The sequence below is a fragment of the Ferruginibacter sp. HRS2-29 genome (assembly GCF_024343615.1).
Classification (GTDB): domain Bacteria; phylum Bacteroidota; class Bacteroidia; order Chitinophagales; family Chitinophagaceae; genus Ferruginibacter.
The window spans coordinates 106,658-128,677 of the sequence record NZ_RJUB01000004.1 but is presented as its reverse complement, the minus strand read 5'-3'; the positions used below and the strand labels follow the sequence as shown (position 1 = coordinate 128,677).

The 22,020-nt window shown below is 43.2% G+C and carries 18 protein-coding genes; 16 read left to right on the top strand and 2 right to left on the bottom strand.

The annotated features are described in order from the left end of the window. Window positions 1-267: 267 nt before the first annotated feature. From EGI32_RS02670 to hisIE, 10 genes are all read left to right on the top strand, one after another. The gene (locus EGI32_RS02670) at window positions 268-2,931 is read left to right on the top strand and encodes a 4-alpha-glucanotransferase (RefSeq protein ID WP_255153818.1); all 2,664 of its coding nucleotides are present in this window, start codon (window positions 268-270) and stop codon (window positions 2,929-2,931) included. 140 nt (window positions 2,932-3,071) lie between these two features. Continuing rightward, on the top strand, window positions 3,072-4,097 hold the full coding sequence (locus tag EGI32_RS02665) for a dipeptide epimerase (RefSeq protein WP_255153817.1): 1,026 nt from the start codon (window positions 3,072-3,074) through the stop codon (window positions 4,095-4,097). Between the two features lie 334 nt (window positions 4,098-4,431). Beyond that, the gene (gene hisG, locus EGI32_RS02660) at window positions 4,432-5,283 is read left to right on the top strand and encodes an ATP phosphoribosyltransferase (protein WP_255153816.1); all 852 of its coding nucleotides are present in this window, start codon (window positions 4,432-4,434) and stop codon (window positions 5,281-5,283) included. Window positions 5,284-5,388: 105 nt separating this feature from the next. After that, on the top strand, window positions 5,389-6,678 hold the full coding sequence (gene hisD, locus EGI32_RS02655) for a histidinol dehydrogenase (protein WP_255153815.1): 1,290 nt from the start codon (window positions 5,389-5,391) through the stop codon (window positions 6,676-6,678). 3 nt (window positions 6,679-6,681) lie between these two features. Continuing rightward, window positions 6,682-7,734, top strand: a complete 1,053-nt coding sequence (hisC, locus tag EGI32_RS02650) for a histidinol-phosphate transaminase (RefSeq protein ID WP_255153814.1) — start codon at window positions 6,682-6,684, stop codon at window positions 7,732-7,734. Further along, a complete protein-coding gene (gene hisB, locus EGI32_RS02645; RefSeq protein ID WP_255153813.1) occupies window positions 7,731-8,873 on the top strand; it encodes a bifunctional histidinol-phosphatase/imidazoleglycerol-phosphate dehydratase HisB in 1,143 nt (380 codons plus the stop codon). The genes hisC and hisB overlap by 4 nt, the downstream gene beginning before the upstream one ends. After that, window positions 8,873-9,460: an imidazole glycerol phosphate synthase subunit HisH gene (gene hisH / locus EGI32_RS02640; protein ID WP_255153812.1), complete on the top strand. Its 588-nt coding sequence runs from the start codon at window positions 8,873-8,875 to the stop codon at window positions 9,458-9,460. The genes hisB and hisH overlap by 1 nt, the downstream gene beginning before the upstream one ends. 16 nt (window positions 9,461-9,476) lie before the next feature. Beyond that, window positions 9,477-10,238, top strand: coding sequence for a 1-(5-phosphoribosyl)-5-[(5-phosphoribosylamino)methylideneamino]imidazole-4-carboxamide isomerase (hisA, locus tag EGI32_RS02635; protein ID WP_255153811.1), 762 nt, complete (start codon window positions 9,477-9,479; stop codon window positions 10,236-10,238). Window positions 10,239-10,246: 8 nt separating this feature from the next. Further along, window positions 10,247-11,005 carry an imidazole glycerol phosphate synthase subunit HisF gene (gene hisF, locus EGI32_RS02630; RefSeq protein ID WP_255153810.1) on the top strand — a complete coding sequence of 253 codons (759 nt, stop codon included), beginning with the start codon at window positions 10,247-10,249 and terminating at the stop codon, window positions 11,003-11,005. 22 nt (window positions 11,006-11,027) lie between these two features. Next, on the top strand, window positions 11,028-11,630 hold the full coding sequence (gene hisIE, locus EGI32_RS02625; protein ID WP_255153809.1) for a bifunctional phosphoribosyl-AMP cyclohydrolase/phosphoribosyl-ATP diphosphatase HisIE: 603 nt from the start codon (window positions 11,028-11,030) through the stop codon (window positions 11,628-11,630). Between the two features lie 182 nt (window positions 11,631-11,812). Here hisIE and EGI32_RS02620 read toward each other — a convergent pair whose 3' ends face one another. Beyond that, window positions 11,813-13,843 carry a M13 family metallopeptidase gene (locus EGI32_RS02620; protein WP_255153808.1) on the bottom strand — a complete coding sequence of 677 codons (2,031 nt, stop codon included), beginning with the start codon at window positions 13,841-13,843 and terminating at the stop codon, window positions 11,813-11,815. Between the two features lie 89 nt (window positions 13,844-13,932). Between EGI32_RS02620 and EGI32_RS02615 the strand changes: the two genes are divergently transcribed. From EGI32_RS02615 to EGI32_RS02600, 4 genes are all read left to right on the top strand, one after another. Continuing rightward, window positions 13,933-14,520, top strand: a complete 588-nt coding sequence (locus tag EGI32_RS02615; protein WP_255153807.1) for an RNA methyltransferase — start codon at window positions 13,933-13,935, stop codon at window positions 14,518-14,520. 301 nt (window positions 14,521-14,821) lie between these two features. Continuing rightward, on the top strand, window positions 14,822-15,316 hold the full coding sequence (locus EGI32_RS02610; protein ID WP_255153806.1) for a phosphatase PAP2 family protein: 495 nt from the start codon (window positions 14,822-14,824) through the stop codon (window positions 15,314-15,316). A gap of 115 nt (window positions 15,317-15,431) precedes the next feature. Beyond that, window positions 15,432-18,407, top strand: a complete 2,976-nt coding sequence (locus tag EGI32_RS02605) for a prolyl oligopeptidase family serine peptidase (protein WP_255153805.1) — start codon at window positions 15,432-15,434, stop codon at window positions 18,405-18,407. A 137-nt stretch (window positions 18,408-18,544) separates the two neighbouring features. Continuing rightward, window positions 18,545-18,997: a YciI family protein gene (locus tag EGI32_RS02600; RefSeq protein ID WP_255153804.1), complete on the top strand. Its 453-nt coding sequence runs from the start codon at window positions 18,545-18,547 to the stop codon at window positions 18,995-18,997. Window positions 18,998-19,143: 146 nt separating this feature from the next. Here the strand turns inward: EGI32_RS02600 and EGI32_RS02595 are convergent, their stop codons facing one another. Then, window positions 19,144-19,965 (bottom strand): hypothetical protein, encoded by an 822-nt coding sequence (locus tag EGI32_RS02595; RefSeq protein ID WP_255153803.1) that lies wholly within the window; start codon window positions 19,963-19,965, stop codon window positions 19,144-19,146. 241 nt (window positions 19,966-20,206) lie between these two features. Here EGI32_RS02595 and EGI32_RS02590 point away from each other — a divergent pair, with 241 nt between their 5' ends. Together EGI32_RS02590 and EGI32_RS02585 are read left to right on the top strand one after the other, a co-directional pair. Continuing rightward, window positions 20,207-20,767: a helix-turn-helix domain-containing protein gene (locus tag EGI32_RS02590; RefSeq protein ID WP_255153802.1), complete on the top strand. Its 561-nt coding sequence runs from the start codon at window positions 20,207-20,209 to the stop codon at window positions 20,765-20,767. A gap of 18 nt (window positions 20,768-20,785) precedes the next feature. Next, a complete protein-coding gene (locus EGI32_RS02585) occupies window positions 20,786-21,934 on the top strand; it encodes a hypothetical protein (RefSeq protein WP_255153801.1) in 1,149 nt (382 codons plus the stop codon). Window positions 21,935-22,020 lie beyond the last annotated feature (86 nt).

The following is a 22,020-nucleotide window of genomic DNA, read 5'->3' as shown; positions in this document are numbered from 1 at the left end:
GGTCAAGCGCCATAGCGAAAAGGGTCACATTGAAAGGTAATATCATGGAACAATAGCCGCCACCAAAATGATATACTACAAAGAAAACGACTACTGATAATAAAAAGCCTACCCAGTATTTACCTCTTGATTTTTTCGCTGCTTGCATAGTTGATTAGTTTTGGCAAATATACAACCAAACCGTTTAAAGGGTAAAAATTTAAAGTAAATTTATTTTTAAAAACCCAATTGTTGTAATCTGCTTAAATTGCGTACCAAATACACAATATGATTCTTCGCTTCTATATAAAATATACCACTACTTACGGTCAGGCCATATCTATCAGCATAAAGGAAAATACCAAAACGGATGAGGCGCAAACATATCTTATACCACTACAATATCTCAATGATGAATTCTGGCAGGTAACAATTGACACCAAAGAATATGGGTTTACCGATAAATTCAGCTACCATTATATATTATATGAATTTGGGCAGGAAAAGGAAGTATTGCAAAATAAGAATGAGGTGAACCTGAAAAAAATAAAAGCTGGCGAAACCGAAATACTCGACGAGTGGAAACAACCCGATCTCCATGCTGACCTTTATAAAACAAGGCCATTCATAAAACTGCTGAAGCAGGAAGATAAAAAGGAGGCCAAAAAGGTTACCGTAAAAACCCCCACACATCTGTTCAGGGTAAAAAGCCCGGAGATGGCGCCGCATCATCATATATGTATTGCCGGCTCGGCAAAAAAAATGAACGGGTGGGATGAGTCCGATCCATTGCTCCTTCATAAATCCGATGGCAACTGGACGGTAAAGCTGAATCTTTCCAAAGAAATTTTTCCGGTAGAATTCAAGATAGGGGTGTACGACAGTCTGCAGAAAAAAGTGGTGTATTATGAAGAAGGCAGCAACCGGAAGATCGGCTTTTTTGAAGATAAAGAAGTGCTGCATATTTATAACATGCTCGCCGATTTCAGGAAATACGCCTGGAAAGGTGCCGGTCTCAATATTCAGTTGTCTTCCATCAAGACCAACCGCGGCTGGGGTACCGGCGATTTTACCGATCTTTTCCTGGTAACGGACTGGTGCAAAGAATCGGGAATGCGGCTGATACAGTTGCTGCCGGTGAACGATACTACTGCTACACACACCAACAAAGATTCTTATCCATACTCGGCCATTTCGGCTTTTGCACTGCATCCCGTTTTCCTGAACGTACAGAAACTGGCAACCGCTTTTTCTGTAAAGTTTGGTGCCGATATTCTCGATGAAGTGAAAAGGCTGAATGAAGAACCACAAATGGATTATGAAGCGGTAGCGGCATTGAAACAAAAAGCCATCCGCCTGCTGTACGAAAAAGAAAAACAATATTTCAAAGACGACCTCGACTGGTTTGAGTTCTTCGATATGAACCGTGGCTGGCTGCAGCCTTATGCGGCATTTTGTTACCTGCGGGATAAATATAAAACAGCCGACTTCAATCAATGGGGCGATTACAGTGTCTACGATGAAAGCCTCATCAATGAATTGACCGGTGCCGATAATAAGGAATACGATGATATAGCGATACATTATTTTACGCAGTATCACCTGCACCTGCAATTGAAAGATGCTACCGATTATGCGCATAAAAACGGCATCGTACTCAAAGCCGATCTGCCGATAGGCGTAGGCCGCAGCAGCGTAGATACGTGGATGTACCCGCACCTGTTCCATATGGACAAACAGGCAGGTGCCCCACCGGATGCTTTTGCTACCAAGGGGCAGAACTGGAGTTTTCCTACTTACGACTGGCAACAGATGTCGGTGGATAATTATGCCTGGTGGCGCCAGCGTATGGAGCAGTTGTCTAATTATTTCGACGCGGTCCGGATCGATCACGTGCTCGGTTTCTTCCGTATCTGGAGCATTCCGCTCGATTCCATCGAAGGTATACTGGGGAGGTTTATTCCTGCGAATGCATTGTCGGCACACGATTTTTCTGCAGCAGGCATGCACTTCAACGAAGCAAGGTTGTGCGATCCGTATATCACGGAGAATATTCTCAAAGAAAATTTTGGTGAACAGGCTGGATGGGTGAAAGAGACATTCCTCGACGGTTTTCATTTCAAACATGCATTTGATACACAGCGGAAAATTGCTGCATATTTTGACAAAAATCCCGAAAAATCCTGGGCGCAACAGCCGCTGTTTGACCTGCTCACCGATGTGATCCTGATAAAAGATACCGATCCCGGGCATTATCATTTCAGGATAAATATTTTTGCTACCACTTCGTTCAGGCATCTTGGCGAACACGAAAGGCGTATCCTTGATACCCTTTACAACCGTTACCTCTTCACCCTGCAGGATGAATTATGGAAGGAAGAAGGGATCAAAAAAATTGCGGCGTTGAAAAATGCCAGCAATAATATGTTGCTCTGCGGCGAAGATCTTGGAATGGTTCCTTCTTTCGTTCCGGGAGTGTTGCACGATATGGAAATATTATCGCTGCAGGTAGAAAGGATGCCGAAGAAAAGTACCGAAAGTTTTTCACCACCATCTGCCGCACAATACGATTGTGTGTTAACGCCTTCTACACACGATATGAGCACGATCCGCGAATGGTGGGAAGAAGATCGTAAGATGACACAGATCTTTTACAACGAAGGCCTTGGCCATTATGGCGAAGCACCTTTTTATTGCGAACCATGGATAGCGAAAGATATCATCAACCAGCATTTGTATGCACCTGCCATGTGGAGTGTATTCCTGCTGCAGGACCTTCTTGCGATGAATGGGAGATTGCGCAGGCAAAATCCACTGGAAGAAAGGATCAACGTTCCTGCCAATCCCGATCACGTATGGAATTACCGCATGCATATTACCATGGAAAAATTGTTGGCAGATAAGGATTTTACGGGAGAATTGCGTTCGCAGATTGAGGATAGCGGGAGATAGAAGTTGTAAGTGGATAGATGTTAGTTGCCAGCAGTTCTTTCAGGACATGCTTTCCTGACATCCGGTTTCCAGCAACCAGCATCCTGCCTCCTGCCTCAAAAGTCTTTAATGCTTAAACTTACTCTTAACCACCTTACAACATGCTCCTTTCCTACAAAACAATCAATCTACCTTTCACTCATCCTTTCACGATTTCCAAAGGAACAAAAACCCATCAGCCTTCGTTGCTCGTAGAGCTGGAATACTTAGGGGTGAAGGGATATGGCGAGGCTCCAGCCATTGCATATTATAATATTCCCGTAGAAAAAATGGTGGAGGATCTGGAAACGAAAAGAAAATTCGTGGAGAAATTTTCATTCCAGGATCCGGAGCGCTATTGGCATTACCTGCACCATCTTTTTCCGCAAAATTCTTTCCTGGTAAATGCGCTCGACATGGCAGGCTGGGATCTTTTTGGAAAACTTCGCAATAAACAACTGCATCAGCTTTGGGGACTGGATCTTTCAAAAGCGCCACCAACGGATTTCACCATCGGCATCGCCGATGTGGATACCATGGTAAGCAAGATGAAAGAGAAACCCTGGCCGATCTATAAAATAAAAGTAGGAGTGGAAGGCGATGTGGAAATGGTAGCGGCTTTGCGAAAACATACGGAGGCGGTTTTTCGGGTGGATGCCAATGCAGGCTGGACACTGGAACAGGCTTTGGAAAAAATACCACAGCTGAAGGAACTGGGAGTGGAATTCGTAGAACAGCCCCTGGCAAAAGATGATTGGGAGGGAATGAAAGTGTTGTATGAAAGATCGCCGCTGCCATTGATCGCTGATGAAGCTTGCGTAAAGGAAGAAGATGTAGAAAAATGTTACGGGCATTTTCACGGGATCAATATAAAATTGACTAAATGCAGCGGCATCACTGTCGCCCGCCGCATGATCACAAAAGCCCGTGAGCTCGGGATGAAAGTGATGGTGGGGTGCATGAACGAGAGTTCTGTAGGAACGGCTGCCATCGCACAGCTGGCGCCACTGCTGGATTATGTGGATATGGATGGGCCATTATTACTCAAAGAAGATGTGGCAACGGGAGTTACTTTTGACCAGGGGAAGATCATTTATACAACAGGGAACGGGTTGGGGATCACTATCAATGAAGGGCTGTTTAATTAATAATGAATAATTAATAATGAATAATTCTTCCGGTTTCGAATCTGTTCAACGTAGTAATTTCCTATGATTTATATGATCGTGCCCGTTTTTTCGAGCTAATTGCGGGATTTGAAGAAACTTAAAATCTGGCCCTGAAAAAATTATTAATTATTCATTATTAATTATAAATTATTAATTACCTTCGTTTCTCAATGCAAAATTTCACATACATACATCATCATCATACATTGCCACACGGTAAGCTATGCTGATATGTCTGTAACTGTACATATTCTTGAAAGGGCTTACTGAAAAGTGAGCCCTTTTTTTTATTCACCTATTCACTCATTCACCCATGTTAAAAATAGCAATTCAAAAATCAGGCAGACTCTATGAAGATTCAGTGAAACTGCTGAAGGAATGCGGCATAGAGCTTAATAATGGTAACAAACAATTGAAGACTGTAGCGTTCAATTTTCCGCTGGAAGTTTATTTTCTGCGTGACGATGATATTCCCCAATATGTATACGATGGAGTAGCAGATATCGGGATCGTTGGCGAAAATGTATTGCTCGAAAAAAATAAGGATATAGAGTTGTTGTACAGGCTGGGGTTCGGCAGATGCAGGTTGAGTATCGCGGTTCCGAAAGCGATGAAATACGATTCTGTCAATGATCTGAAAGGACTGAAAATAGCGACCACTTACTCCGGGATGCTGCAGCAATACCTGGCAGAAAAAAAAGTGGATGCGGAGATACATGAGATCAGCGGATCAGTGGAAATAGCACCCGGTATCGGATTGGCAGATGCGATCTGCGATCTCGTGAGTAGCGGCAGCACCCTGTTTACAAATGGCCTGAAGGAAGTGGAAACGATATTGCAATCTGAAGCAGTACTGGTAACGAACAAAAAATTGCCGGAAGAAAAGAAAACGATCCTGCAGAAATTATTGCTCCGCATAAATGCTGTAAAGACCGCGAAAAATAACAAATACATTCTTCTTAATGCACCCAATCATCAGTTAGGAAATATATTTAAACTATTACCCGGAATGAAAAGCCCAACAGTAGTAAACCTTGCAGAAGAAGGCTGGAGCAGCGTTCAGAGTGTGGTGAATGAAAATGATTTCTGGGATGTGATTGAAAAACTGAAACAATTTGAAGCCGAAGGGATCATTGTGATACCTATTGAAAAAATGATTGTGTAGGATTAATAATTAATAGTTAATAATTAATAATTCCTTCCCGGGAAATTCATTCTAACTATTATTTAATATTCAATCCGAAAAAATTATTAATTATTAATTAAAAGAATGCAAATATTTATCTCTCCTCCTAAAAACGAATGGCCTTCCATTTTACGCCGTCCTTCCATCGACAACCAATCACTGGAAAATACTGTGGATACAATACTGCGGGATGTTAAGCTGAATGGCGACAGGGCCGTTAAAAAGTATTCCGGTTTATTTGACGGGGTAGAAAATGAAAATACATTGGTGAGTGATGCTGAATTTATTGAAGTTGTTGCATTGGTTGATGATGCATTAAAAGCCGCCATCGATATCGCAAAAAAAAATATCACCGTTTTTCATCAACGTCAGCAGGCGGAGCCCGAGATCATTGAAACCATGCCCGGTGTATTTTGCTGGCGCAGGAACCTGGCGATTGAAAAAGTAGGATTATACATTCCCGGTGGATCGGCCCCATTATTTTCCACCCTGCTCATGCTCGGCATACCTGCACGGATAGCGGGGTGTAAAGAAATTGTCGTTTGTACTCCGGTTGACAAAAACGGAAAGATCAACCCTGTGATATTATATGTCGCGGATCTGCTGGGTTTAAAAAAAGTGTACAAGATCGGCGGGGTACAGGCCATTGCCGCCATGGCATACGGCACGGAAACAGTTCCGCAGGTAAGCAAGATATTTGGTCCCGGTAATCAATATGTCACCTGCGCCAAGCAACTGATCAACAAGGAAGGCATCGCGATCGACATGCCCGCGGGCCCTAGTGAAGTAGCGGTTTATGCAGATGAAACTGCACATCCATCTTTCGTTGCGGCAGATCTGTTGAGCCAGGCAGAGCACGGCGCCGATAGCCAGGTGTTGCTGGTAGCGACCAGTGAAGATCTGGTGGAAGCAGTGAAACAGGCGATCAATCTGCAATTGGAAACTTTATCCCGAAAAGAGATTGCCGAAAAAGCATTGCAGAATAGCCGGCTATTGGTGATAAAAGATACAGGAGAAGCTTTTGAATTATTGAATGAATATGCACCCGAACACCTCATCATTGCTTCGGATAATGCGGAAAAACTCGCGGGATCGGTGGTAAATGCGGGGAGTGTTTTCCTTGGGCATTATTCGCCCGAAAGCGTTGGTGATTATGCTTCCGGAACAAACCATACATTGCCCACGAATAGTTTTGCAAAAGCTTATAGCGGCGTTTCATTGGATAGTTTTGTAAAAAAGATCACATTTCAGAAGCTTACAAAACAAGGTCTTGCCAACATCGGGGATGCAGTAGAACTGATGGCTGCGGCCGAAGGGTTGGACGCACACAAAAAAGCCGTATCCATCCGGCTGAATGAAATTTCAAAAAAATAGATTATGGCAATCGATCTTAATAAACTGGTCAGGAAAAATATTCAGCAGCTGAAACCGTATTCATCTGCCCGGCATGAATTTACCGGAAAAGCGTCCGTATTCCTCGACGCGAATGAGAATGCATATGGATCGCCGATGGAAGATGAATACAACCGGTATCCTGATCCATTGCAGTGGCAGCTTAAGTTTCAGCTGGCGAGGATCAAAGGTGTACCGGCGGAAAATATTTTTATAGGAAACGGCAGTGATGAAGTGATCGATCTGGCTTACCGCATTTTCTGCGACCCGCAAAAAGATAATGTGATCATTTGTCCGCCTACTTATGGAATGTATGAAGTGAGTGCCAATATCAACGATGTGGCAATAAAGCGGGTAAACCTTACCGTTAGTTACCAGCTCGATGTGCCTGCAATACTTGCTGCCATAGATGTGAACACAAAAATGTTGTTCATCTGTTCGCCGAATAATCCTACAGGGAATGATATGAAACGGGATGACGTAGTGGAGTTGCTCAACACATTTCCGGGAATCGTGATCATTGACGAGGCATACATCAATTATTCCAAACAGAAAACATTCATACAGGAACTGACCATTTATCCTAATCTTATCGTTATGCAGACGTTGTCCAAAGCATGGGGCATGGCGGCATTGCGGGTAGGGTTATGTTATGCGTCGATGGATATCATCGATCTTTTCAACAAAGTAAAACCACCTTATAATATCAATGAAGCATCGCAGCAGATGGCAACAGAGGCATTGACGAATACAACCCTGGTAAATGGTTGGATAAAAGAAGTAGTGGCTCAAAAAGACTGGGTTGGCGATGAATTGGCTGACTTGTCTTATGTAGAAAAAGTTTATCCGAGCGATGCCAATTTCATTCTGGTAAAAGTTAGGGATGCAGAAGGCTTATATAAATTCCTTGCGGAAAACGGGATCGTGGTACGAAACCGGAGCCGTGAACCTTTGTGTGAAAATAGTTTAAGGATCACCATCGGTACACCTGCTGAAAATAAAAAACTCGTTCAAATATTTAAACAATACAAAGGATGAAAAAAGTATTATTCATCGATCGCGATGGTACGCTTATCAAAGAAGCGCCGCCAACCTATCAACTGGATGATTTCAGCAAACTGGAATTTTATCCCGATATGTTTTATTATCTCCGCAAAATTGCTGCAGAACTTGATTACGAGCTGGTGATGATCACCAACCAGGATGGATTGGGAACGGATACATTTCCTGAAGATACATTCTGGCCTGTTCATAATCTTGTGATGAAGAGCCTTGAAAACGAACAGATATTTTTTTCGGAAGTACTGATCGATAAAACTTTTCCGGAGCAGCATGCGCCAACGCGTAAACCAGCTACGGGATTATTGACGGCTTACTTCGATAAAGAAAAATATGACCTCACCGGGTCATTTGTCATCGGTGATCGCATCACAGATATGCAGCTTGCTAAAAACCTTTCCTGCAAAGGGTTCTGGTTGAATAATGATCCCCAGCTGGGTGCGATGGAAATAAACAATTCTTTTGAAGAATTGAAAAAAGGAACGATCGTGTTGGATACCCCGGACTGGAAAAATATCTACGAATACCTGAAGTTGCCACCAAGGCAAATTACACAGGAACGTAATACAAATGAAACAAAAATAACGGTTACGCTCAACCTCGATGGAACAGGGATTTCTTCTGTACATACCGGTATTTCTTTTTTTGATCATATGCTGGATCAACTGGCAAAACATGGGCAACTTGATCTTTCGATAACCTGCAGGGGTGATCTGCATATAGATGAGCATCATACCATAGAAGACACCGGGATTGCACTTGGTGAAGCATTTGCAAAGGCTTTGGGGCATAAGAAAGGTATAAACCGGTATGGGTTTTTATTGCCGATGGATGATTGTCTTGCCCAGGTGGCGATTGATTTTGGTGGCCGTAACTGGATCGTGTGGGACGCCGGTTTCAAAAGGGAAAAGATAGGAGAGATGCCAACGGAAATGTTTTTTCATTTTTTCAAATCGTTCAGCGACGCCGCAAAATGCAATCTCAATATCAAAGCCGAAGGAGAAAATGAACATCATAAAATAGAAGCCATTTTTAAAGCCTTTGCCAAAGCGATCAGGAGTGCGGTGAAACGTGACATTAACAACAATTCTCTTCCATCTACCAAAGGAATATTATAATGAAAATAGCGGTGATCGATTACGATGCAGGAAATGTGCAGAGCGTGATGAATGCTTTGCAGCGGTTGGGTGTAGAAAGTTTCCTCACGGATGATACGGGTTTGATACGGGAGGCCGATAAAGTGATCTTTCCCGGCGTGGGGCATGCCGCTGCGGCCATGCAAAAGCTGCGGAATAAAAGCCTGGATCAGGTGATCGTTTCGTTGAAACAGCCTGTACTGGGCATCTGCCTTGGATTACAGCTGCTTTGCCGGCATTCCGAAGAGGGTAATACCGGTTGCCTGGGGATATTTGATACCGCTGTCAGGCGTTTTGAGCTCGAAGGATTAAAGGTTCCGCAGGTAGGCTGGAATAATATTTTCGGGTATGCTTCGCCGCTATTCGATACCGTGAAAGAGAACGGATTTGTTTATTGTGTTCATAGTTATTATGCGGAAGTGTGCAGTCAAACGGTGGCTACAACGGAGTATGGCATCCCTTACAGTGCTGCTTTGCAAAAAGATAATTTTTATGCCGTGCAGTTTCACCCGGAAAAATCGGGTAGTATTGGTGAAATGATTTTGCAAAATTTTCTTTCGTTGGTTTGATATAAAATAAATTATTATGGCAACATTCAACAGCGACGGGTTACAGGAAAGATCCGGGGAATTTATAGTTCCTGCGATCGACATCATGGAAGGTAAATGCGTACGTCTCACAAAAGGTGATTACGCCACCAGTAAAATTTACAGTGATGATCCGGTGGAAGTGGCAAAACGGTTTGAAGCAGCAGGGATAAAACGGTTGCACATCGTAGATCTGGATGGGGCCAGAAAGGGGCAGGTCATTAACTTTGAGGTATTGGAAAAAGTGGCTTCTTCCACTTCTTTAAAAATTGATTTTGGTGGCGGCGTAAAAAAGATTGTTGATGTAAAACAGATACTGGATGCCGGAGCAGCGATGGTCACCATTGGAAGCCTTGCTGTAAAAGAGCCATTGCTGATAGAAGAGTGGCTGATGGAATTCGGTGCAGATAAGTTTTTTATCGGTGCTGATGTCCTGGAAGAAAAAGTAAAGATCAGCGGTTGGCTGGAAGACGGCGGTGTAAACATTTTTGACTTCATAGGCAAGATCATCAGCCTGGGCACTACCAATATTTTTTGTACCGATATCGCCAAAGATGGTGTGTTGCAGGGCCCGTCTACAGATTTGTATAAAGCTATATTGATGCAGCATCCCGAAACAAACCTCGTTGCCAGCGGGGGCGTCAGTAGTACTAAAGATATACAAGACCTGAAGGATGCCGGTTGCAGCGGGGTCATTATCGGCAAAGCCCTCTATGAAGGTAATATCCGCATCGAAGATCTCTCAATTTTTAATTCTTAATTGAATCCATGCTTTGTAAAAGAATCATACCATGTCTTGATATCCGGGACGGCCGCACAGTCAAAGGCATCAACTTTGAACAGATACGCGATGCAGGTGATCCTGTAGAACTGGCGGTGTTTTATTCTTCGCAGGGTGCTGACGAACTTGTTTTTTTAGACATAACAGCTACGGTAGAGAAAAGGAAAGCCCTGGTGGAACTGGTGAAAAAAATTGCATCGGCGATCAACATTCCTTTCACAGTCGGGGGTGGCATAAGCAGTGTGGAAGATGTGCAGGATTTGTTGCGGAGCGGTGCCGATAAGGTTTCTGTGAATACGGCAGCATTCAACAACCCATCGCTTATAAAAGAGTTGAGTGATGCATTTGGCAGCCAGTGTATCGTGCTGGCGATCGATACAAAAAAAGAGGATGACGGCGGATGGTATGTGTATCTCAACGGTGGCCGTGTAAAAACCAGCACCAGGGCTATCGATTGGGCTATCCGGGCTGCGGAACTTGGCGCCGGGGAAATATTGCTCACGTCGATGAACAATGATGGCACCAAAGACGGTTTTGCGTTGGATATCACAGCTGAGTTATCTGAGCGTTTATCCATTCCCGTTATAGCTTCCGGCGGTGCCGGAACAATGAAAGATTTTGAGCAGGTTTTCAGCAAAGGAAAAGCCGATGCCGCTTTAGCCGCCAGTGTTTTTCATTATAAAGAAATAGCCATCCCTGAATTGAAAAAATATTTAGATATCCATCATATTCCGGTGAGGAGTTGATTAACCGATAAATTATTTGAAGATGCAAATCGATTTTAAAAAATACACCGACGGATTGGCTCCGGCAATCATACAGGATGCGGTGACGCTCAAAGTCCTTATGCTGGGTTTCATGAACCAGGAAGCTTTGGACAAAACAACAGAGCTGAGACTTGTCACATTTTTTAGCCGGAGCAAAAACAGGCTCTGGACAAAAGGAGAGGAAAGCGGCAATTTTCTTCATGTAAATGAGATCAGTGTTGATTGCGATAACGACAGCCTGCTTATCAAAGTCCGTCCTGCAGGCCCCGTTTGCCACAAGGGGACCGATACCTGCTGGGGAGAAAAAAATGTAGCCCAGAGTTTTATTCCGGCGCTTGAATCGATCATTACGCAAAGAAAGAATGAAGCTGCTGAAACATCTTACACCAGTTCATTATTCAAAAAAGGGATCAACAAAATTGCGCAGAAAGTAGGCGAGGAGGCTGTGGAGCTTGTGATAGAGGCAAAAGATGATAATGATGAGTTATTTAAGAATGAAGCGGCTGATCTTTTATTTCATTACCTGATATTATTACAGGCAAAGGGAATGACGATGAACGAGATTGAGGGTGTATTGAAACAAAGGCATGAGCAAAAAAAATAATCGCAGATTTCAAAAGGATGATGTGATTTCGCTGATTGTTTTTATTTCATAAAAACAAAAATGCAGTTTGACAGTATCTGAACTTCAAGAGCTCCAAATTCTGACAAACTGCATTTCCATTTTGCGCCAGCAAAATAATCAGCGAAATCTTTTCATCTTTTTCAAATCAGCGCTTTTTATTCTTACCAGATATTTACCCGCAAACTATCAGGCCTGTACATCTTATCCCCTTTCTTGATGCCGAAAGCTTCATAAAATTCCGGAATGTTCACCACCGGTCCGTTCACTCTTTCTTTTGCTGGAGAATGCACATCTGTCTTCACAAGATTAGCCAGGCGTTCTTTTTTTACTGTATATAACCAGCCCAATGCATAACCCATGAAGTAGCGTTGAAGTTGCGTCAATCCTGCTATTTTTTCATTCTTTTTGTAAGCTGCTGTTTTCTTGAACGCATCCAGCCCGATCAGCATACCACCAAGATCGGCGATGTTTTCTCCCTGGGTGGCATCGCCATTGATGTGCAGGGTATCAACAGGAACAAATTCGTTGAATTGTTTGATGATCATGGAAGCCCTTTTTGAAAATTCATCCTCATCGGTTTTGGTCCACCAGTTTTTGAGGTTGCCTGCTGCATCATATTGCCTTCCCTGGTCATCGAAACCATGCGTGATTTCGTGACCGATGGTTGAAGCGGCCGCATAACCATACACCACAGCATCATCCAGGTCTTCATCGCGGTAGCCGGGCACAGCGAAGATGCCCGCCGGCATCACGATCTCGTTGTTGCTTGGGTTGTAATAGGCATTGTATTCCTGTGGGTTCATCCCCCATTCGCTGCGGTCTACCGGTTTGCCCAGTTTGTTGATCTCGTAATTATGCCACCATTCTGCGCCTCTTTGCACATTCAGGATCCATGGACCATCATCTATTTTCAAGGCACTGAAATCTTTCCATTTATCCGGGTAGCCCACTTTTTTGGTGATCTTCGCCAGCTTCTCAAACGCTTTTTGTTTGGTGCTATCGCTCATCCAGGAAAGTTTTGCGATCCTTTCTTTGTACGCCGCCCTCACATTTTCCACGATATCATTGTAACGTTTCTTGGCCGTTTCTCCGAAATATTCTTTTACGAATAATTGTCCCAAAGCCTCACCCATAGCATCTTCCTCTGCATCCAGCACACGTTTCCACCTTGGCCTTGGCTCGGTGGCACCGGTGAGGGATTTGCGGTATTCAAAATTATTGTTGAAAGTTACATGATCAAGATAGGGTGCCGAAGCCTGTATCAGCCGGAGCTTTAGATAACTTTTCCAGGTGTCGATCGGGGTGGATTTTACTTCAGCACTGAGTGTTTTTAAAAATTCCGGCTGGCCAACTATGACAGAATCAACCTTATTGGCGCCTGATATTTTCGTGTATTCGTTCCAGTTAATATCCGGAGCAATAGCAGCGAGTTGCAACCAGCTCATCTTATTGTAATTCTTGTATGGATCACGGAGGTCAGCCAGTTTCCTGCTCGCTTTTGCCAGTTTTGTTTCCAAAGCAAAAACAGCTTCAGCATTTTTTGCTGCAGTAGCAGTATCCAGCTGACGGAATGTTTTTGCCATATATTCACGATATGCCGCTTTTATTTTAAGCGTGCGCTCATCGGTGTCAAAATAATAATCCCTGTTAGGTAATCCAAGCCCACCCTGGCTCACAAAGAAAGCCATCACTTCACTGTTTTTATCATCCTGCCCTACGTAAGTCCCGAAAAATCCGCCAACAGATTTTTTATGAAGATTGGCAGCCGTAGCGATCAGTTGATCTGTATTACTGATAGCATCAATTGCTTTAAGATCGGCCTGCAAAGGCGATAAACCTGCTTTTTCTATTGCTGCGCTATCCATCCCGCTTTTCCAATAATCGCCAATCTTTTGTGAGATACTTCCCGCCGCCGCTTTTTCTTTTGCAGCATCTTCATTGATCTTCTTCAGCCTTTCATATATTTCATCCTGCACCATGTTGCCGATTCCCCAGCCACTTTCGGCTCCGGGGATTGGCGTGCGTTTTATCCATCCGCCATTGGCGTATTGAAAAAAATCTTCTCCCGGGCTCACGGTCGAGTCGAGGTTGGCAGCAAGGATATCAGGTTTGGAACCGTCCTTTCCTTTGTCTGCATTGTTGCAGGATGCCAGCAAACAGCAGCTGATGGCATAGAAAGCTAACTTTTTCATGTTGGAATGATTTATCGTTAAATGTATGGAATGATCTGCTGACGCAAAAAATATTTTGATGAAAGGTAGTTTATGCAGATTTTCGCAACATGACTCCAGAAAGAAATGAACGCCTGACGAATGTTTTGGTAAAAAGGCAGCCAGGGCTTACCGTGGTATTGGAAAATGTGGCAGACCCGCATAATATTTCAGCAGTAATGCGCACCTGCGATGCAGTGGGGATACAAGACATCTACATACTCAATTCGAAAATAGAGAACCATAAAAAATGGGGAGCCAAAAGTTCTTCCAGCGCAGCCAAATGGCTGACGGTACACCAGTTTACAGATGCCGCTACCTGTTTTGCAGAGCTTCGCAAACGTTTTGATAAGATATATACCACCCACCTCAGCACTGATGCCGTTGGCCTTTACGAACTTGATCTTACGCAAAAAGTAGCGCTGGTATTTGGCAATGAGCATAGCGGGTGCAGCGACGAGATTATCGGGTTGGCCGATGGAAACTTCATTATTCCACAGGTGGGCATCATTAAATCGCTCAATATTTCTGTAGCGTGTGCTGTCAGTGTTTATGAAGCCTTCCGGCAAAAAACAATCGCGGGGCATTATGAGTCTGCCCGCCTGGAACCCGCTCACATGGCGGAACTCAGGGCTTCATGGGGTTTTATTGAGGAATAACAATGGGGTTAAAAAATGCATTGGTATGATATTTTCTCCATGCCTTTTAGCTTCAAAACATTATCACAGCCGGATCGATAGACCGAATATGCCCGAACTGCAACAGCCATATCATACTGTCACACAAAAAAAGAAGCGTACTATCACATTCAAGATATGTGCGACCATGATATCTTTTTTAGTCGCACTAGTAATTGTAGTTTTTTTTATTAAAAGAATTTTCTTCTTAAAGAAGAATTCTTTCGATCAGCGTATATTCATTTATCTGAAGCAGCATGTTTCTGATAAGAATACTTCCATCATGGAATTCTTTACGCTGCTGGGCTCGCAATATTTTTTAATACCCGCTTTTATTCTGTTGATGGCCTATTATTTTTTTGTAAGAAAAAATAACTGGAATGGCATCAGGGTTGCCGTGGTTTCATTGAGCAGTTTATGCGTAATGTTCGGCCTGAAAATGTTGTTCAGGCGCCCAAGGCCGGATATGCCTTTGCTTCATGAAGTGAAGGGGCTGAGTTTCCCGAGCGGCCATGCTTTCATGAGTTTTACATTTTTTGGGATAGTGATCTATCTTATTTACAAATCCCGGTTCAAGGGTTGGAAAAGATACCTCGCCGTTATAATTTTTATATTGGTAACACTACTCGTAGGTATCAGCCGGATCTATCTTCGCGTGCATTATGCCAGCGATGTGATCGCGGGATTCTGCATGGGATTCATGTGGATGGTGATCACACTCGTGATCTTACGGCAGGTGGAGAACAGGCGCAACCTCCGCTTCAACAAAATTGTGTAGGTACATGCCTTTGACGCGTACGGCGAAGTACGCGTCAAAGGCATGTACCTACAGGATTATGAACGGTAAACAATTTCCGCTCTCTTTTAATATCTTTAGGCAAAACTTTCTGGTTATGCACAAGATATTTCTTCCTGTTTTATTATTGATCTCTGCAATTGTTTCGGGGCAGGTTAAAAGACCGATCGATCATTCCGTATACGACAACTGGAAATCGGCAGGCGAGCGTACCATCAGCAACGATGGTAAATATGTATTGTATACGATCAATGCGCAGGAGGGGGATGGTGAACTGGTGATCAAAAATCTTTCTACCAATTATAAACTCGCAGTGCCACGTGGATATAGTGCTGTGATAACAGAAGACAGTCGTTTTGCAATCTTCAAAATTAAGCCGGTCTACCAGGATACACGCCAGGCACGGATCAAAAAGAAAAAGCCGGATGAAATGCCGAAAGATTCGCTCGCGATCGTAACGCTTGGGGCAGATAGCGTAACGAAGATCGCGAGGATCAAATCTTATAAAACGGCTAAAAAAGGTTTTGGCTGGGTGGCTTACCAGATGGAAAAAGCACTGCCGGATACCTCGAAGAAAAAACTTTCACCTGATTCATTGAAGTTGAGGATAGATATGCTGACAAAGCTGGCAGATTCTGTGATCCGCAGGTCCATCGATTCTGTAAAAGGTAAAATTGAAAAAGAAGAAGTGATCGTGGCTGCTCAAAAAGCGGTGAAAGAAATTTATAAAAAAGCGGATGATCTGCTACTCGAACAATCGCTCACCGATGCAGAAGGAGATGATGCTCCGGGTGGTGCTGCAACGGAAGGTACAGACCTGGTTATCCGTGAGCTTAGCGGTAATAAGAGCAAAACATTTGCACGCGTGAGCGAATATTTATTTGATGAAAAAGGAACGAAACTGTTGCTTGAAATAACAAAGAATGCGAAGGATAGCAACAGCAAACAACTGGTACTATTATATGAGTTGGCCACATCCAGGATCGATACGGTCATGAAAGGTTTTAACGACGCCAGAAATTTTGTATTTGATAAAGCAGGCAATCAGCTAGGGTTTGTTGCGGAGCGTGACAGCAGCACAAAGGCCTTGCAGAAATTCTACAAACTCTGGTATTACAGCAATGGCAAAGATTCGGCTATTGCCTTATCCGATAAGAATACACCCGGAATGCAGTTAGGCTATACCGTTAGTGAGAATGCCTGGATGGATTTCAGTAAAGATGGCAGCAAATTATTTTTTGGCGTATCGCCGGTCCAGCCGGCGAAAGATACCAACCTGGTAGATTTTGAACTGGCGAGACTCGATGTGTGGCATTACAACGATGATTACCTGCAGCCGCAGCAACTGAGGCAGCTCGCCCAGGAGCAGAAGCGCAGTTACGTATCTGTGATCAACATCGGACAGCCGGGAATGATCCAGATCGGTGCTTTTGATGCTGAAAACGTTTCTACCGTAAATGAAGGGAATGCCGATTGGGCGCTGGCTCAGAGCACCCGTGGCAACAGGATCGCATCGCAATGGGAAGGCCGCCAGAAGTATACCGCCTATGTTGTGAATACAAGTAATGGCCAGCGCAAAATTATCCTTGCCAATAATAACGGATTTTTCCAGGCATCGCCGAATGGTAAATATGTATACTGGTACAATCCGGAAAAGAAAGACTATTTCACTTATAATGTAACAACGGGTATAATAAAAAATATTACGGACAAGATCAAAGAACCTTTATACGATACCGAAAACGATGTGCCTGATTTCCCATCTCCTGCCGGAACGATCGGCTGGACTACGGATGATCAGTATTTTTTGATCAAAGATGAATTCGATATCTGGCAGGTAGACCCATCAGGAGCGGTTTCCCCGAAAAACATCACCAACGGCTATGGTAAAAAGAACAAGACGGAGTTTAATTATGTACGCCTCGACCAGGAAAAACGGTTCATCGATAAGGATGAAACCATCCTGCTCCAGTCGTTGAACAAAGTGAATAAATTCAATGGTTTTTTTATAAAAAAAGTAAATGAAACAGCGGATCCCACAGAGATTGTCACTGGTCCGAATGCTTACCTGAGCACATTGAAAGCAGATAACGCCAATATTTATCTGTTGCAGAAAACAAGCATCGCGGCCTCGGAATTATATGCCGGTGCAGACCTCAGAAATCCGGTAAAGCTTACGGATATTGCAGCACAGCAGGACGCCTATAACTGGCTAACGGCAGAGCTTGTACGCTGGAAAATGTTTGATGGAAAAATGAGCGAAGGTATTTTATACAAGCCGCAGAATTTTGACCCTAAGAAAAAATATCCTGTCATCTTTTATTTCTACGAACGCAATACCGACGGGTTGTTCAGTTATAAGGTCCCGGCACCAAGCGCTTCGACAGTCAACATTCCATATTTTGTGAGCAATGAATACATCGTATTCGACCCTAATATTTATTACAAAACCGGTGAGCCCGGGCAGAGCGCTTACAACAGCGTGGTTAGCGCTGCAAAATTCCTGGCCAAAATGCCGTTCATTGATAGTACCAGGATGGCTATACAGGGACAAAGCTGGGGAGGCTACCAGGTAGCTTACCTCATCACCCGTACCAATATGTTCAGGGCCGCGGGAGCAGGTGCGCCTGTGGCAAACATGACGAGTGCTTATGGTGGTATACGCTGGGGAACAGGCCTCAACAGGCAGTTTCAATACGAGAAAACTCAAAGCAGGATCGGCGCTACTTTATGGCAACGCCAGGATCTGTACATCAAAAATTCACCGTTGTTTTATGCCGACAAAGTAAAGACTCCTTTACTGCTGATGCACAACGATGCGGATGGCTCCGTGCCGTGGTACCAGGGGATTGAATATTTTACTGCTTTGCGCAGGTTGGGCAAAAAAGTCTGGATGCTTGAATACAATGGTGAAGATCACAATCTGGTGGAAAGAAAGAACCGTAAAGACCTTTCTGTAAGGCTGGCGCAATTTTTCGATTATTACCTCAAAGGTGCCAAACCGGCAAGATGGATTACAGAGGGAGTACCAGCGGTTGATAAGGGAAGGGATTGGGGATTAGAAACACCGTAAAATAATTAATAATTAATAATTGATTATGCCCCGGATTCTAAAGATTATCCGATGTATATAGTTATTGCAATTGAAAGAATTATTCACTATTAATTATTCACTATTAATTATTCATTATTAATTCAAAAGATCTCATCATGAAAAAAATCCTCTTCTTCACCTTGCTCCTCCTCAGCGTACGAGCATCTGCTCAGGAAAATGCCTACGATTCTATTCTGGCAAAAAAGTTAAATGCCGACGAGCGTGGCATGAAAATGTATGTATTGGTGATCCTTAAAACAGGTCCTGTTAAAGATCTCCCCAAAGCCGACAGAGACAGTTTATTCAAAGGGCATATCAATAACATCATCCGCCTGGCAGATGAAGGGAAATTGTCACTGGCAGGGCCTTTTGAAAAGAATGAGCTCAATTACCGGGGGCTTTTTATTTTTAATGTATCCACAGTAGAAGAAGCGAAGTCACTGGTGGCTACTGATCCTGCGGTGAAAGCCGGCCTGTTTGATGCGGAATATATTCAGTGGTATGCATCCGCAGCGGTGCAGGAGATCAACGGAATTCATAAAAAGATACAGAGAAAAAAGATATTTTAGTGGATAGTTGATAATGGATAACTGATAACTGATAATGGATAATGGATAATTGATAATGCGGTTTGTAAGAAGTTGAATTGTCTTACAAACCGCATTTTTTATAAATGAGCTGCGTTATCCGCGAAATCATTTTTAATCAGCGTTTATTATTTTACATTAAAATTAAATGGAACGGTGGTTGTTCCTTCCTGGCTTTTGTCGAATTCCATATTTCGCAGGTAATTCCTTACAGCGTCGGCATAGCGGCTTTCGAAGCTGGTACTGGGTTTTACCAGTTTTATCAAAGTACCCCTTCCTCCCGAAACATTCACCAGGGCGAAAATGGTAGCTTTAGGAAGATCACCATTGAACGAATAATAACGTGTAATTCTTGGTGGCGCTACTTTTCCGCCGGTCTTTCCACCGGGATTGTTACCATAAGCGTCTTTATTGCCATTGGGCAAACCGTTATCACCATTTCCATTCGGGTCGGTTCCCTGTTTTTTATAGCCATTATCTTCTGTAGCGTTATTGCCATTACTGGGTTTCGTGCCACCAGTCATTTCATATTTAGCCTTGGCCGGTTTTGGAGTAGGCACTACTACATGCTTTGTAGGTGTGATAACCGGTGATGGTTTGATCACTTTTTTTGTCTCCGTTTTGGTTACCGGCGCCGCATCAGTTTCCGCATTGTCATCGGGAGTCACTTTTTCATCTTCCTGTTGTGGAGGAGCAGTTTGTTTTACATTGTCGGATTCATCCTGGTTTTTGAGGCCTTTGTCGCCTTTAATCAGCGGCTGCACATCACCGAATCCTTCGCTTTCATTACCGAGGTTGACCTCAATCAGGTCGAGCGGCACTGGTTCTACCGGAGGCACTATCTTCCAGCTGATGAGGATGAAGAGCAACAGCAAAGCCCCGCAAATGATGCCGGTGTATATTAACGCCTTCCTGTTTTTTTCGGATTCGAAATTTTTTGAGATGTTCATATATAAATGAATTGGGATAAAGTTATTATAATTTGGCCAATGGATGCAAGAAGGCGGGGGATTGCATAGGAAAGATTGGGAAATTTTAACAAAAAGAAAGAAATATTACTTCTGGAATTCAAATCTCATCATTCTTTTAAAGAGTCAAATAAATCCCCGAATGTTATAAATTGTAATGTTATAAAATAAAATTATAACAAGTCGTTTTATAACATTATATTTATAATATAAATATCGTCATATGGAAAGTTTAAAAGCGCTTCGGTCACGTTATGGATTTACACAGCAGGTGGCGGCCACCTTGCTGGATGTTAACCTGGCCCAACTTGCCTTAGCAGAAACCGGCAAAAGGGCATTGCCAGGCAGGGCGATGGAAAAATTCAGGGAACTGGAACATATCGCGGAAAATGCTCCGTCAGCTGAAACATCGTATAATGCGGGGGATTATTCCAGGTTTATGAAGCAGGAATACCAGAAAACGAAAAATGATCTTTTTAAATACGGTAAAGATTGTGCGTACAAATTACAGACCCTGCAGCGTAAACTGGAGCCACTGCAGGAAAAGCGTACCAACGCTCAAATGTCACTGGCGCTGATCAGTCACTTACGGGTTATCAGCACGTTGACAAAAGGCGAGTTATTCTCCATAAAAAAAGCAGAATCAGATATAAGACGTACACTAAAGCAGGCGCCCCAAAGCATGATCGATAAACTGGTTGTAGAAATAGAAGCGCTTCGATTTATAAGCAAGCGCTTAGATGAAAAACTGGAAGGGCTCAACCGGCTGCTTGATGCAATATGATCTTTAAAAAAGCCATCTATGCAATACAGATTCTTGCCGCTAAAAAATTTATTCAGGCATAAGAGTATTTTACAACAATTACAGCTTATTCTTTTGCCATTGATACTATGGTCGTGCAATCCAGATACTGGATATCATTATGCCATAAGGGATTTCCGCCCTGCTTTGCAGCCATATCTTGAAAAAATAGTTTCAAAAGGTATCGTCATGTATTCTGACAGTGCACTCAGGCATATGGCTACGGATAACGAACTGATTCGTCTCAGCCAATCCGAACATCCCGTGTTAAGGTCTTCTGCTTTTGCAGAAATGCTGAAAAGAAAATCATTCGATCAGTTTGATGTGGTGATGGGCCACCTAGACGATACGGCATTCGTCCAGGTAGATGATGGCGAATTTGGCGTTGCGGAATACAGGGTCTCTGACAATATTTTGTTGTATTCCACCTGGGAAAGCAAGGCGAAGAGAGATGAAACCATAGAAAAAGTATTGCAGCAACACAACTACCTGTGGTCTGCCTATTTCATTCTTGAAATGATCCAGCCGCAGGAAAAGTATTATTCCATCATTAAGAATATGGCCACCAGATTAAGGGATATTTCAGTCTATGGTTTTGAAACAAAATTCAGAGAAGTGGAATTTGCCCTTTATGGCCTGGCAAAATTTAAGAAGAGACAAGATATCGATGTTATCAAAAAGAAAATGATGGAAAACTGCTGGCAACTGAGTCATGTTTCGCTCAGGCTGATCGGGGAGTTCCCCGATACGGCATATTTTGACGTGCTACGCGAATATTACCGCAGGAGTTTCTTTAAGTATACCGGCCATAGCCGGAATGGTTTTTCAGGAGCCTATTATGACAGGGCTGATCCGGAAGATTTTATCAAAGCTTTGGTTGCGCAGCAATCAGATTCAAGTGCGAAGATGCTGGATAATTTGCTGACACGGCTTCCTTTGGAAAATTGCATGCCCGACAAAGATCACATAATATATAATGTCATCGAGGAAATATGGGAACATCCCTGTGTAGCTTACAGGAACCTCCGAAAAAAAATACGTCGGAGGGCTGAGGATATGTTTAAGTCAGATATTGTTTTACCAGATTATCTTCAGAATGATGTACCGGTTGATACTGCTAAAAAAGTATACTACTGGTGGAGCCGATAGTTGACAATTGATAGTTTTGGTTGACGGAATAATATAAAAACGGTCTGATTTTACAAAGAGTTATGATAGATGACCGTAAGGTGTTC